Origin of the sequence: Citrobacter sp. R4 (assembly GCF_026719175.1) — a bacterium.
In the GTDB taxonomy this organism is placed as follows: Bacteria; Pseudomonadota; Gammaproteobacteria; order Enterobacterales; family Enterobacteriaceae; genus Citrobacter_A; species Citrobacter_A sedlakii.
Window position 1 is genome coordinate 290,084 of the sequence record NZ_JAPPSU010000005.1, and the last position, 14,044, is coordinate 304,127.

The window sequence follows — 14,044 nt, forward strand, 5'->3', positions numbered from 1 at the left end:
GTTATTCCCCCTGACGCTGGTAGTCGTTACGCTGCGCGTTAGCGCGGCGTTGGTCCATAATATCGCCCTGACTGGTGGACGAGGTGTTGCTTGCTCCGCTACTGCTGGAAGATGACGTAGTCGGCAAGCGCAGCAGGTCGGAACCGCTGTCGCGTTTTGTTGCCGGCGCGTTGCCGCCTTTCAGCATCTGATCCAACGGCAGTACCATCAGGTTACCGCCCTTGTCGTTGACCAGCACTTTACGGGTATGGCTCAACACTTTTTCCATCGTCTCGATATACAGACGCTCGCGAGTGATCTCTGGGGCGGCTTTATATTCCGGCAGGATTTTCGCGAAGCGCGCCACTTCACCCTGGGCTTCCAGAATGGTTTGCGTTTTGTAAGCGCGCGCTTCTTCAAGAATACGCTGTGCCTGACCGTTCGCACGCGGCTGAACTTCGTTGGTGTACGCTTCCGCTTCACGGATGTATTGCTGTTCGTTTTCACGTGCGGCAATGGCGTCATCAAACGCGGCTTTCACCTCTTCCGGCGGACGAGCAGCCTGGAAGTTGACGTCCAGCAGGGTAATCCCCATGTTGTACGGACGGATCGTCTCTTCCAGTTCACGCTGGGTGTCGCTACGAATAACGGTACGCCCTTCGGTCAGAATACGGTCCATGGTGTATTTACCGATAACGCCGCGCAGGGCGCTGTCGGTCGCCTGACGCAGACTGTCGTCGGCGCTGGTCACGCTAAATAGGTACTTTTGCGGATCGGTGATGCGGTACTGAACGTTCATCTCGACGCGCACGACGTTTTCGTCAGAGGTCAGCATCACTCCGGACGCCGCCAGTTCGCGAACCGCTTCCACGTTCACCGGCGTCACCTCATCGATAAACGTCGGTTTCCAGTTCAGACCCGGCTCAACCAGATGACTGAATTTACCGAAGCGCGTAACCACGCCGCGTTCAGCTTCTTTAATGGTGTAGAAACCGCTTGCCGCCCAGATAATGACGATAGCTGCCGCCGCGATGGTGACGACACGTCCGCCCAGATGCGGGCGCGGGCCTTGCGATGAACTTCCGCCGCCGGAGCCGGTACCTTTACCGCCACCCAGTCCACCGAGCTTTTTGCTCAGCTTACGGAAGATATCATCAAGATCAGGTGGCCCCTGCTCGCGACCACCTTTGTTTCCATTTCCCTCAGAGTTGCCGCCTGGTTTGCTGCTTCCCCACGGGTCGCGGTCTTGTCCGTTATTACCGGGCTGATTCCACGCCATGTTTGTGCTCCATATTTGTTATGCGGTGATATACCCACTGTGTTCCAGGTGATGACAACGTCGCACCAGGTGGCTTGTCGTATAACCCGAAATGCTCAGAGTATTGGGCAAAAATCCTCAGGCCCTTTCCTCCCGGTCAGACAACGTAGTCGGCCAGGGAAGGTTCTTGTTTACAGAGGCGACGCCAGTCCACGATCGGCAGGCGAACCTGCAAGCTCATGCTGCCGTCATCCTCCATCCACTCTTTTTCTATTGCCTGAAGCTGATAAAAACGACTTCTCAGACGCCCTTCCTGCGGCGGCAAACGCAGCGTATGTTGCGCTACCTCGCCGGAAAGCCGTTCCGTCAAAGCCTGAAAAAGCTGTGGTATTCCGATCCCTGTCTGCGCGGAAAGCCAGACACGAATCGGTTTGTTCTCTTCGTCCCTGTCGATACGCGGCTCGAAGTCGTCCAGCATATCGATTTTATTCATCACCATCAGGGTTGGGATCTCGTGAGCATCGATCTCCTCGAGAACCGTATCCACTGCGTCGATGTTCTCCTGCACACGCACATCAGCAGCATCTACAACGTGCAGCAACAGCGTGGCCTGACGCGTTTCCTGGAGGGTGGCTTTGAACGCCGCCACCAGGTCATGCGGAAGATGGCGGATAAACCCTACGGTATCCGCCAGCACGGTTTCACCTACGTCCGCGACGTCAATACGGCGCAACGTGGGGTCCAGGGTTGCGAACAGTTGGTCTGCCGCATAGACCCGGGCTTCTGTAATTTGGTTGAAAAGGGTAGATTTTCCGGCGTTGGTATATCCCACCAGCGAGACGGTCGGGACATCCGCTTTAATACGCGACTGTCGCCCCTGCTCACGTTGCTTTTCAACTTTTTCCAGGCGCGACTGGATCTGCAAAATACGATTACGCAATAAACGGCGGTCGGTTTCGAGCTGGGTTTCACCCGGACCGCGCAAACCAATCCCGCCTTTCTGTCTTTCAAGGTGGGTCCAGCCACGGACAAGGCGCGTAGCCAGATGGCGCAGCTGCGCCAGCTCAACCTGCAGTTTCCCCTCATGGGTACGCGCACGTTGAGCGAAAATATCCAAGATAAGACCGGTACGGTCGATAACACGACACTCGCACAAACGTTCCAGGTTACGCTCCTGGGCCGGGCTTAATGCATGGTCAAATAGCACGACGGCAGCGCCAGTCGCTTTTACGGCTTCCGCAATCTCAACAGCCTTACCTTCACCTACAAAGTACTTCGGGTGCGGTGCTTTACGGCTACCGGTAATCACCTGCATTGCTTCGACACCGGCGGAAGACACCAGAGATTCAAACTCCTGGAGGTCTTCCATATCTTTGTCTTGCGAAAAATAGATGTGTACCAGTACCGCCTGCTCACCGGCGTCATAACGGTCAAACAAGCGTCATCCCCTCGATATAAATCAGCGGGGAACGCAGATAACCTGGCTCCCCGTGTGTAAAACAGCCAGAAACGTTATTCAGTTTCTTCGCTGTCCTGCGGCGCAGAAGAACCCTGCGCGTTGCTACCGTGATGATAGTTGCTGCTGGTACCGCCACCGGTATTGTTGCTGTGATGAGAAACCGGACGAGACGGGACAACAGTAGAAATCGCGTGCTTATAAACCATCTGGCTGACCGTGTTTTTCAACAGGATCACGAATTGATCAAAAGACTCGATTTGACCTTGCAGTTTAATACCATTCACCAAATAAATAGAAACTGGAACACGTTCCCGACGCAGTGCGTTCAGGAACGGATCTTGTAAAGATTGCCCCTTAGCCATTCTCTCTTTTCCTTATATGCTTTGTACTTTGAACCTTTTGGTTCTGAAAAATTGCGCACGATACGTCTCAATTGTACACATTCAGTTCGCGATAGCACCAACAACCTGTAATACTTCGTTGAGCGCCTGTTCAGGTTTTTCGCTGTCAAGCCAGCGCACCCCATCCCAGCCGCGCAACCAGGTCATTTGACGCTTCGCCAACTGTCTCGTGGCGCAAACACCTCTATAAACCATTTCATCGTATGAAATTTCGCCTTCAAGGTACGACCACATCTGGCGATATCCCACACAACGAATGGAAGGCAAATCCGTATGCAAATCTCCACGGGCAAATAGCGCCCGGACTTCTGCTTCAAAACCTGAAGCCAACATCTGATGAAAACGCTGCTCGATGCGTTGATGCAGCAATTCACGACTCGCCGGGGCGATGGCGAACTGATACACCTGGTACGGTAAAGCATCACCTGACGTTTGCGTCAGTTCCGTTAAAGTTTTACCCGAAATGAAAAAAACTTCCAGTGCCCGGGAAAGCCTTTGCGGATCATTCGGATGAATACGCGCAGCGGCGACAGGGTCAATCGCCTGAAGCTGCTGATGCAACGCATCCCATCCCTGCTCTACCGCCTGCTGCTCTATTCTGGCCCTGACCTCCGGGTCCGCCGACGGCAGCGGCGAAAGCCCTTCCAGCAACGCCTTGAAATACAGCATTGTTCCGCCCACCAGCAGCGGAATTCGTCCGGCTGCGGTGATATCTGCCATCTCCGCCAGCGCATCGCGGCGGAAATCTGCGGCTGAATATGCCTGCAACGGATCGAGAATGTCTAACAATCGGTGCGGCGCCGCCTGTAACTCTTTCGCGTCCGGCTTCGCCGTACCGATATCCATCCCCTTGTAGATAAGGGCGGAGTCAACGCTAATCAACTCTATTGGCAAAACTTTACGCAGTTCAATCGCTAACGCCGTTTTGCCCGAGGCCGTCGGCCCCATCAAAAAAATTGCCTTTGGCAGGCTCGCCTTAGGGGTATCACTCATGTTTCAGGGCATTCATCGCCGTATGTAAATCAACAGGTTGTAACAGACCACCCGGCGGCGCCTTCACAAGCTGCGGACAAAGCCGCTCCACGTCAGCCAGCAGCGTAATGGCCTGCGCCATGGTCCACTGCGCGTGTTCGCTCATTAAATTGCGTGCAATCCACTGCGCCATATTGTCAGGTTCGAGCGCTGACTGCTGCGTCAGGTAGCCTATCAGTTCAGGAATCAAGATTTGTAAATTTTGTTGGCGTAAGGGTAAAGGCACCGCCCGAACGGTCACATGCTGGGCATCTGACTGAAATTCGATCCCCAGTTTCGCCAGCGCGTTTTGCGCGTTTGTCAGCGCCGCTTTTTCTTCAGCGGTCACTTTCAGGCGCAGCGGGATGAGCAGCGGCTGCGCGCAAACCTCTCCCTCGCCCGGCGTCAGCTGCGCCTGACGTAGCCAACGCTCCGCCACCGGCAGCGCCAGCAGGTGAATTTGCCCATCACGCTCAAGCAACGCGCAGTCGTGACCAACGATTGTCAACACGCGTCCAAAGCTCTGGCTGTGTCCGGATAACGCGGAAACCGCCGTTTCCGGCGCGCGCGTTTTGCCTGCGGGAACCGGTTCAGGCGTCTTTAGGAGCTGGCGATAGACCTCTCCTTGTTGCTTCTGGTAGCCCGGCTGAGCATGGGGCCAACCGGCCTGCGTCGGACGCGCGCCGCCGCTCGCAGGCGAAACAGGAGAAGAATAACGCGGCGCTGTCGTTTCGCGCGCCTGCGCAGGCTCGGCAAAATGGTTACGCCCTGCCGCCACGCGGTTTTCCGGCACGTGTCTTGGCGCAGGAGCGTCATCCCCCTCCAGCGGCAGCGGCGACTCAAGCTGCTGTTGCAGCACGCTCAGCACGCCCTGGTAGATAAAATCATGTACCAGGCGCGACTGATGAAAACGGACTTCATGCTTGGCTGGATGCACGTTCACATCGACCTGGTGCGGGTCTATTTCCAGATAAAGCACGAAAGCCGGCTGCTGATCGGCGCCAAGCTTATCTTCACAAGCCTGACGAATAGCGTGATTTATCAGCCGGTCACGCATCATACGACCATTCACGTAACAGTACTGAATTTCTGCCAGCGCCGTGGTGGTGTGATGGGGATCGGCAACCCAGCCGCGCAGGGTGAGATCGCCATGCTGCCACTCGATAGTCAACGCCTGTTCAAGGAATGGCGCGCCGCAAATCGCGCCAAGACGGCGCTCTTGCGGCCCGTCTTTCGCCACCGCGCGATACTGGCGCACCATTTTACCGTTGTGCGACAAATTGATGGTCACGTCAAAACGCGCCAGCGCAATACGGCGAATGATCTCATCAATATGATTAAACTCGGTTTTTTCGGTTCGCATAAACTTGCGACGGGCGGGCGTGTTATAGAACAGGTCCAGCACTTCCAGCGTGGTGCCTACGGGATGCGCGGCGGGTTTAACCGTCACATCCATATCACGCCCTTCAGCATAGGCTTGCCAGGCTTCCTGCTGATCGGCGGTGCGGGAGGTCAGCGTCAGGCGGGAGACTGAGCTGATGCTGGCCAGCGCTTCGCCACGAAAACCGAGGCTGATAATCGCTTCCAGATCGTCGAGCGAGGCGATTTTACTGGTGGCGTGACGGGCCAGCGCCAGCGCCAGCTCGTCTTTCCTGATGCCGCAGCCGTTGTCGCGAATACGGATAAGCTTCGCGCCGCCGCGTTCGATATCAATATCGATACGCGTTGCGCCCGCATCAAGGCTGTTTTCCACCAGTTCTTTGACCACCGACGCAGGTCTTTCCACCACCTCGCCTGCGGCAATCTGGTTCGCCAGTTGTGGCGGTAGCACCTGAATCGGCATGACAATTCCTTAGTTAATCAACGACTCGCCAGGCGTAACGGCGCTCGCGGTTTGTGTCCCTTGTGGACCTGACTGCAGGGGATGCGCCTGGAAGTAGCTCCGCAGTCCTTTGTAAATCGCTTCGGCCAGTTGCTGTTGGTACGCATCGCTGGCGAGCAGCCGTTCTTCGCTGTGGTTACTGATAAATCCGGTTTCAACCAGCACCGACGGAATATCAGGCGATCGTAGCACCCCCAGGCTGGCATGCTCCGGACGCCGCTTATGCAATGACCCGATACGTTCGAGCTGGCCTAACATATTTGTTGCCACATCATACCCTACGCGCTGGGAATGGCCGAACTGCAAATCCAGAACCGCCTGGCTTAAGTAAGGGTCGGACTGACTGTTCGCCAGTACGTCGCCCGCGCCGCCGAGCAGCTCGGATTGTTTTTCATGCTCTTCCAGCCAGTTCGCCATTTCGCTATTGGCGCGACGGTTAGACAGCACCCACACCGACGCGCCGGTGGCGTTACGGTTTGGCGCGGCATCGGCGTGAATCGACACCAGGAAATTGGCGTTCTGCTTACGCGCCACATCGGAGCGGCCCATTACCGAGATGAAATAGTCGCCGTCGCGGGTGAGAACGCCTTTAAACATAGGATCGTTATTCAGTAGCGTGCGCAGCTTGCGGGCCACCGCGATGGTCACGTTTTTTTCCCGCGTGCCGCCGGGGCCAATCGCCCCTGGATCCTGCCCACCGTGCCCGGCGTCGATGGCAATGACCACCTTGTCGCCGTTACTGGTCGTCGTACGCGCGGCGGGGCGCGTGATGGTATGACTGCTGGTGACGGCCGTAGTACGCTCATTGCTGGATTTAAACGGGTTTCGCGCCGGTTCGCTCGGGCGTGGCGTCACCACGGGCGGTTCAACCCGCTTTGCGACCACTGGCGGAGGCGGCGGCGCATCGGCGTTGATCGTAAAGACGACGGTGTAATTGCCGCCATTCTGCCGTTTTACCGCTTCAGTCTTGCCGTTTTCCGTGAGATCGACCACCAGCCGCAGCGACTGCGGATCCTGCGGCGTGCCGGAACGTATCGTTTTCACCAGGTTATTGCCGCTAAACTGCAGCGGCAGCCCTTGAATCACGCCGGTTTGCTTAATATCCAGCGCAACGGTACGTTTACCCTGCTGCGAAAAGGCGTAATCCGGATCGCCGATAAAGCTCAGCGTAATCCGCGCCTGCTGTTCACCGTTTGAAACCTGAATATCGGACAAACTGGCCGCGCCAGCCTGCGCGCACAGTAACACCAGCGTTGCCGCCAGCCACTTTCTGATGCGATACATCATCCCGCCACCTTTAAGGTTAACCGGCTAAACGCGCAATCAGCGCTTCCCCGGAGGAGGAAACGGCGCTGATTCGCGCCTCACGGCCTTGCGCCTTATACTCTAAATGGATTTCAATATCCGGGTCCGGCAATACACCTTTCCCCTGCTGCGGCCACTCCACCAGACAAATGGCGTCGTTGGCAAAATAATCCCGGATCCCCATAAATTCCAGTTCTTCCGGATCGGCGAGGCGATACAGATCGAAGTGATAAACCATCAGGTTATCGAGCGCATAGGGTTCGACCAGCGTATACGTTGGGCTTTTTACATTACCGGCATGGCCTAACGCCTGCAGGAACCCGCGGCTAAAGGTGGTTTTACCCGCGCCTAAATCCCCGAACAAATAGATAACGGTCGCGCCGTCGCAGGCGTGGGCGACCCGCAGCCCCAGGTCTAACGTGGCCTGTTCGTCAGGTAGCGGAATTACTCGATTCATCATGATAAACGTCAATCACATCTGGGTTAACAATACGCTGTAGCGTGGAAAAAAGATCGGTTGCCAGCATGCCGCGCATGCCAAAACGTGCTGCCAGAACATCTGCCGCCGCGCCGTGGGCAACACAGCCCGCACAGGCTGCATCATACGGGGTAAGCTTCTGTCCAAGCAATGCGGCAATGATCCCGGAGAGCACATCCCCCATACCGCCGCTGGCCATTCCTGCATTTCCGGCATCAATTATTCCCAACGCATTCGGCTCCGCGGCAACCACCGTTCCCGCGCCTTTCAACACCGCAACGCCTCCATAACGTTTTACCAGACGCTGCGCAGAAAGTAAGCGATCGCTTTCAATTTCTGCGACAGAGCAACCCAGTAACCGCGCGGCTTCTCCCGGATGCGGCGTGATGACGCGATTGTGACGTTTATCGGGGTTGATTGCCAGCAGGTTCAGCGCATCGGCATCCCAGAGCATTGGTTTGCGAAAATTCTCGACCTTCTGCAGCGCTTTTTTGCCCCATTCCGCCTGGCCGAGCCCAGGGCCAATCGCCACGACATCCGCCCATTCGAGGCTCTCATCCAGCGTCTGCGGCGTCAGCTCATAAACCATTAATTCCGGGCGAGCCGTCAACAACGGCGCGATATTCTCCCTGCGGGTCAGCACCCGCACCAGTCCGGCGCCGGTACGCAACGCCGCTTCTCCGGCCATGCGAATGGCGCCCGCGGTGCCATGATCGCCGCCAACGATCGCCAGGCGACCATGATCGCCCTTATGAGAGGTAGGACGACGCGGCGCCAGCCATTGCGCGAGCAGCGAAGCGTCAACGCGCCGGATCGGCGACGCCTGACCTGCTAACCACTCTTCCAGACCCAGCGCGTTAAAATGCAGTTCGCCCACCACATCGCGGGCCTTTCCGGTCAACAAGCCCGGCTTCAGCGCGATAAAGGTGACGGTGCGATCGGCATCGATTACCGCGCCCGGCGTTGCGCCCGTTTGCGCGAGCAGCCCGGACGGGATATCAACCGCCAGAACCGGCGCGGGATGGGCGTTGGCCTGTGCAATGAGTGTGGCGATCGGTTCACGGGGCGCCTGGGTTAACCCGGTGCCGAGCAAAGCATCAACAATGAGGTCCACTTTTTCCGGCCAGATAATCTCCGGCGCATGAATAATTCCCCCCGCGTTCAGCCAGGCTTCCCGCGCCTGTTCGGCCTCTTCCGGCAGCGGCTTTTCGCTCTCCTGAGCCAGCAACGTGACATTAATGCCCGCCGCTTTCGCCAGCCTCGCCACCACATACCCGTCGCCGCCGTTATTCCCGTGTCCGCACAGCACCAACCAGTGGCGGGCATAAGGCCAGCTTTCACGCGCGACGTCAAACGCCGCTTCTCCGGCACGCAACATCAGTTCAAACAACGTCAACCCAAGCGTATCAGCAGCCTCTTGCTCCAGTCCTCTGATGTCGTCGGCGGGCCAGAGGGAGTGTGGTATACTTACGGGGTTTTTCTTTATGGTATGGTCCGTCATGTCAGAGCCCCTCGATCTCAATCAGTTAGCGCAAAAAATTAAGCAGTGGGGGCTGGAACTGGGCTTTCAGCAGGTAGGTATTACCGATACTGACCTCAGCGAAGCCGAACCCAAACTGCAGGCATGGCTGGACAAACAGTACCACGGCGAGATGGACTGGATGGCGCGCCACGGCATGATGCGCGCGCGCCCTCATGAGCTGTTGCCTGGTACGCTGCGCGTTATTAGCGTGCGTATGAACTATCTTCCCGCCAGGGCTGCGTTTGCCAGCACGCTGAAAAATCCTGACCTGGGTTACGTTAGCCGCTACGCGCTGGGGCGCGACTACCATAAGCTATTGCGTAACCGACTAAAAAAACTGGGTGAGAGGATTCAGCAGCATTGTGTCTCGCTGAATTTTAGACCTTTTGTTGACTCTGCGCCCATTCTGGAGCGACCGTTGGCGGAAAAAGCGGGTCTGGGGTGGACAGGTAAGCACTCACTTATCCTCAACCGGGAAGCGGGGTCGTTTTTCTTTCTGGGTGAATTGTTAATCGATCTCCCGCTGCCCGTGGACCACGCCGTTGAAGACGGATGCGGAAAGTGCGTCGCCTGCATGACGACCTGCCCAACTGGCGCGATTGTCGCCCCTTATACGGTAGATGCCCGCCGCTGTATTTCTTACCTTACAATTGAACTCGAAGGCGCCATTCCCGAAGACTTGCGTCCCTTAATGGGCAACCGGATTTACGGCTGCGACGACTGTCAGCTCATCTGTCCGTGGAACCGATATTCACACTTAACGGACGAAGCGGATTTCAGCCCACGCCAACAACTGCACGCGCCGGCGCTAATTGAACTCTTCAGTTGGGACGAAGCTCGCTTTTTGAAAATCACCGAAGGTTCAGCTATCCGGCGCATTGGTCACCTGCGCTGGTTACGGAATATCGCGGTCGCCCTTGGCAACGCGCCCTGGCGTGAAGACGTGCTCTGTGCGCTGGAAAACCGCCGGGGTGAGCACCCACTTCTCGATGAACACATCCAGTGGGCGATCGCGCAGCAGATCGCAAAGCGAAATGCCAGTGCAGTCGAGGTACAACTCCCGCAGCAGAAACGTCTGGTCAGAGCCATTGAAAAAGGGCTTCCGCGGGACGCATAAGTCGTCCACAGCCTGTGCATAAAATTAAAAACACATTGCTATTCAAGCACGAAAAAATCGTCAAGCGATCCGCTTAACAATTTGAAATGTTATTTATTTCTTATATTTCAGCGGGATATAAAAATATCATTCACTCTGCGAAGCGTTTTAAACGCAGAAGACAAATACGCAGTCTGTGGATAACTCTGTTTACAAGAATATATCAGGAACGAAAAGAGACGCACCACGAGCAGCCGTTCACTGTGGATATGTGTAGAGATAAGAATTTGGAGCGGGAAACGAGACTCGAACTCGCGACCCCGACCTTGGCAAGGTCGTGCTCTACCAACTGAGCTATTCCCGCTTGGGTGGTCTGTGCGTTGAGGCACTTTCAAATTTTGGAGCGGGAAACGAGACTCGAACTCGCGACCCCGACCTTGGCAAGGTCGTGCTCTACCAACTGAGCTATTCCCGCTTGGGTGGTCTGTGCGTTAAGGCACTTTCAAATTTTGGAGCGGGAAACGAGACTCGAACTCGCGACCCCGACCTTGGCAAGGTCGTGCTCTACCAACTGAGCTATTCCCGCTTAATCTTCGTCTTCCGAAAAATCGAAATCCTGCGATTAATTTACTGCCGTTTGTTGCTGTCGTAATTCGCATTTCTGCGTCGTTACGGGAGGCGCATTATACGAGAAATCCTTTCTCCTGCAACCCCTTCAAACGCAATTTTTTATGAAATTCGTTTGAATGCTGATTTTATCAGCAAAGCGTATAATTTAGCGGCAATCATCCCCCTGTGCAAGTGAGACGACCAGCGATCAGGCCGGGCACGGCGTCGCCACACCCGGCACAGCAGGCGGTTAAAGCTGAATAAAATGCTCGCGATAGTAAGCCAGTTCCGCCACCGACTCGCGGATATCGTCCATCGCCTGATGCGTGCCCTGCTTGGTAAAACCCTCAAGAATTTCCGGCTTCCAGCGACGCGCCAGCTCTTTAAGCGTGCTCACGTCGAGATAACGGTAGTGGAAATACGCTTCCAGCTCCGGCATATACTTAAACAAAAACCGGCGGTCTTGTCCGATACTGTTCCCGCAGATTGGCGATTTGCCCTGTGGAACCCACTCTTTCAGAAATTCAAGGGTCGCCAGTTCCGCTTCGCGATCGCCCATCGTGCTCGCCTTCACCCGCTCCACCAGCCCGCTGGCGGTATGTGTGCGCACGTTCCAGTCGTCCATCAGCGCCAGTTGTTCATCAGACTGATGCACCGCGATGGTCGGCCCTTCGGCCAGAATCGTAAGATTTGCGTCGGTGACCAGCGTGGCGATTTCAATTATGCGATCGCGCTCGGGATCCAGACCGGTCATCTCAAGATCAATCCAAATCAGGTTGTTTTCATTGGCACTCATGCTATTTTCCACCCTTCAGTGGTCACGTTTTCGTGTGACTATATTCATTTAGAATTGCGTGTATCATAAATGTTTTGCCCATCATGGGCGACCAGGAGTCAGTACGATTGAGTAAAAATAAACTCTCCAAAGGCCAGCAGCGCCGTGTGAACGCTAATCACCAGCGTCGTCTCAAAACGTCTAAGGAGAAGCCAGACTACGATGACAACCTGTTCGGCGAGACCGCTGAAGGTATTGTCATTAGCCGCTTCGGCATGCATGCCGACGTCGAATCCGCCGACGGTGAAATTCACCGCTGCAATATTCGCCGTACAATCCGCTCGCTGGTCACTGGCGACCGCGTGGTCTGGCGTCCGGGCAAAGCCGCCGCCGAAGGCGTCAATGTGAAAGGTATCGTGGAAGCGGTACATGAACGCACCTCGGTGCTCACGCGCCCGGATTTTTACGATGGCGTCAAACCGATTGCCGCCAACATTGACCAAATCGTCATTGTTTCTGCCATATTACCGGAGCTGTCGCTGAATATTATCGACCGTTATCTCGTGGCGTGCGAGACGCTTCAGGTTGAACCGATTATCGTGCTCAATAAGATCGATTTGCTGGATGACGACGGCATGGTGTTTGTGAACGAGCAGATGGATATCTATCGCAACATCGGTTATCGCGTACTGATGGTTTCCAGTCATACTCAGGATGGCCTGAAGCCGTTGGAGGATGCGTTGACCGGGCGAGTCAGTATATTTGCCGGGCAGTCCGGCGTCGGTAAATCCAGTCTGCTGAATGCGCTGCTGGGCCTGCAGGAAGAGATCCTCACAAACGATGTTTCCGACAACTCGGGGCTTGGGCAGCACACCACCACGGCGGCGCGCCTGTATCACTTCCCACACGGCGGCGATGTCATTGACTCCCCTGGCGTACGGGAATTTGGTTTGTGGCACCTGGAGCCGGAACAAATTTTCAACGGTTTTGTCGAATTTCACGACTTCCTGGGATTATGCAAATACCGCGACTGTAAGCATGATAGCGACCCCGGTTGCGCCATCCGTGAAGCAGTAGAGGACGGTAAGATTGCGGAAACCCGTTTCGAGAACTATCACCGCATTCTTGAAAGCATGACGCAGGTAAAAACGCGTAAAAACTTTTCTGATACGGACGACTGACAGATACCCTAAGCGTCGTTAGAATCGTCCCCTTTTTTCAGGATACTGGCGTGAATGCCGGTTCAGGTAAAACAATAGCCTGGAGGCTACCTTGCTAAACTCATTTAAACTTTCGCTACAACACATTCTGCCGAAACTATGGCTCACTCGCCTGGCGGGCTGGGGCGCGAGCAAACGAGCGGGATGGCTGACGAAGCTGGCTATCGATCTGTTCGTGAAGGTCTACAAGGTCGATATGAAAGAGGCGCAGAAGCCGGATACCGCAAGCTATCGCACCTTTAATGATTTCTTCGTGCGTCCGCTGCGGGACGAGGTGCGTCCGCTGAATACTGACCCGAACGTGCTGGTCATGCCAGCAGACGGGGTGATCAGCCAGTTAGGCAAGATTGAAGAAGATAAAATCCTGCAGGCCAAAGGCCATAACTACAGCCTGGAAGCCTTACTGGCGGGCAACTATCTGATGGCGGATCTGTTCCGCAACGGTTCGTTTGTCACCACCTACCTGTCGCCGCGCGATTACCACCGTGTGCACATGCCCTGTAACGGGATCCTGCGCGAGATGATCTACGTGCCGGGCGATCTGTTCTCGGTAAATCACCTGACCGCGCAAAACGTGCCGAATCTGTTCGCCCGAAATGAACGCGTTATCTGCCTGTTCGACACCGAATTTGGTCCAATGGCGCAAATTCTGGTGGGGGCTACGATCGTCGGCAGCATCGAAACCGTCTGGGCCGGAACGATCACTCCGCCGCGTGAAGGCGTGATTAAACGCTGGACCTGGCCTGCCGGAGAGAGCGAAGGTTCCGTGGCATTGCTGAAAGGCCAGGAGATGGGCCGCTTCAAGCTCGGCTCCACCGTCATCAACCTGTTTGCGCCAGGTAAAGTGAATCTGGTTGAGTCGCTGGAAAGCCTGTCAGTGACTAAAATTGGTCAGCCGCTGGCGATCTCAACCGAGACGTTCGTGGCGCCCGTTGATGCTGAGCCTGCCCCACTGCCGGAAGAAGAAATCAAAGCCGAACATGATGCCAGCCCGCTGGTAGACGACAAAAAAGACGAAACCTGAAACTGACACCCCATCATTCAGGAGC

At 55.8% G+C, this 14,044-nt stretch carries 12 protein-coding genes and 3 tRNA genes; 3 read left to right on the forward strand and 12 right to left on the reverse strand.

From position 1 onward, the window contains the following. Position 1 precedes the first annotated feature (1 nt). From hflK to nnr, 8 genes are all read right to left on the reverse strand, one after another. Positions 2–1,258, reverse strand: a complete 1,257-nt coding sequence (gene hflK, locus OOJ60_RS13755; protein ID WP_042289593.1) for an FtsH protease activity modulator HflK — start codon at positions 1,256–1,258, stop codon at positions 2–4. Positions 1,259–1,394: 136 nt separating this feature from the next. Continuing rightward, positions 1,395–2,675, reverse strand: coding sequence for a ribosome rescue GTPase HflX (gene hflX / locus OOJ60_RS13760; protein ID WP_042289596.1), 1,281 nt, complete (start codon positions 2,673–2,675; stop codon positions 1,395–1,397). Between the two features lie 74 nt (positions 2,676–2,749). Continuing rightward, the gene (hfq, locus tag OOJ60_RS13765) at positions 2,750–3,058 is read right to left on the reverse strand and encodes an RNA chaperone Hfq (protein WP_042289598.1); all 309 of its coding nucleotides are present in this window, start codon (positions 3,056–3,058) and stop codon (positions 2,750–2,752) included. 81 nt (positions 3,059–3,139) lie between these two features. Beyond that, entirely contained in the window at positions 3,140–4,090 is a 951-nt protein-coding gene (gene miaA, locus OOJ60_RS13770) for a tRNA (adenosine(37)-N6)-dimethylallyltransferase MiaA (protein ID WP_060570943.1), read from the reverse strand. Further along, positions 4,083–5,951 carry a DNA mismatch repair endonuclease MutL gene (gene mutL, locus OOJ60_RS13775; RefSeq protein ID WP_205612731.1) on the reverse strand — a complete coding sequence of 623 codons (1,869 nt, stop codon included), beginning with the start codon at positions 5,949–5,951 and terminating at the stop codon, positions 4,083–4,085. The genes miaA and mutL overlap by 8 nt, the downstream gene beginning before the upstream one ends. A gap of 9 nt (positions 5,952–5,960) precedes the next feature. Continuing rightward, on the reverse strand, positions 5,961–7,277 hold the full coding sequence (gene amiB / locus OOJ60_RS13780) for an N-acetylmuramoyl-L-alanine amidase AmiB (RefSeq protein ID WP_042289605.1): 1,317 nt from the start codon (positions 7,275–7,277) through the stop codon (positions 5,961–5,963). Between the two features lie 16 nt (positions 7,278–7,293). Continuing rightward, positions 7,294–7,755 carry a tRNA (adenosine(37)-N6)-threonylcarbamoyltransferase complex ATPase subunit type 1 TsaE gene (gene tsaE / locus OOJ60_RS13785; protein WP_042289607.1) on the reverse strand — a complete coding sequence of 154 codons (462 nt, stop codon included), beginning with the start codon at positions 7,753–7,755 and terminating at the stop codon, positions 7,294–7,296. Then, positions 7,727–9,274, reverse strand: a complete 1,548-nt coding sequence (gene nnr / locus OOJ60_RS13790; protein WP_205612732.1) for a bifunctional ADP-dependent NAD(P)H-hydrate dehydratase/NAD(P)H-hydrate epimerase — start codon at positions 9,272–9,274, stop codon at positions 7,727–7,729. The genes tsaE and nnr overlap by 29 nt, the downstream gene beginning before the upstream one ends. Here nnr and queG point away from each other — a divergent pair. Beyond that, positions 9,273–10,412, forward strand: coding sequence for a tRNA epoxyqueuosine(34) reductase QueG (queG, locus tag OOJ60_RS13795; RefSeq protein ID WP_181822136.1), 1,140 nt, complete (start codon positions 9,273–9,275; stop codon positions 10,410–10,412). The two genes, nnr and queG, sit on opposite strands and share 2 nt — an antisense overlap. Before the next feature lie 267 nt (positions 10,413–10,679). Here queG and OOJ60_RS13800 read toward each other — a convergent pair. The 4 genes from OOJ60_RS13800 to orn all read right to left on the reverse strand — a co-directional run bounded on the left by OOJ60_RS13800 (position 10,680) and on the right by orn (position 11,796). After that, a tRNA-Gly gene (locus OOJ60_RS13800) sits at positions 10,680–10,755 on the reverse strand. A gap of 35 nt (positions 10,756–10,790) precedes the next feature. Beyond that, positions 10,791–10,866, reverse strand: a tRNA-Gly gene (locus OOJ60_RS13805). A 35-nt stretch (positions 10,867–10,901) separates the two neighbouring features. After that, positions 10,902–10,977: transfer RNA gene (locus OOJ60_RS13810), tRNA-Gly, on the reverse strand. 273 nt (positions 10,978–11,250) lie between these two features. Beyond that, a complete protein-coding gene (gene orn, locus OOJ60_RS13815) occupies positions 11,251–11,796 on the reverse strand; it encodes an oligoribonuclease (protein ID WP_042289614.1) in 546 nt (181 codons plus the stop codon). Positions 11,797–11,903: 107 nt separating this feature from the next. Between orn and rsgA the strand changes: the two genes are divergently transcribed. Beyond that, a complete protein-coding gene (rsgA, locus tag OOJ60_RS13820) occupies positions 11,904–12,956 on the forward strand; it encodes a small ribosomal subunit biogenesis GTPase RsgA (RefSeq protein ID WP_205612733.1) in 1,053 nt (350 codons plus the stop codon). Positions 12,957–13,047: 91 nt separating this feature from the next. Then, positions 13,048–14,019 (forward strand): archaetidylserine decarboxylase, encoded by a 972-nt coding sequence (gene asd / locus OOJ60_RS13825; RefSeq protein WP_205612734.1) that lies wholly within the window; start codon positions 13,048–13,050, stop codon positions 14,017–14,019. The last annotated feature ends 25 nt before the right edge of the window (positions 14,020–14,044 follow it).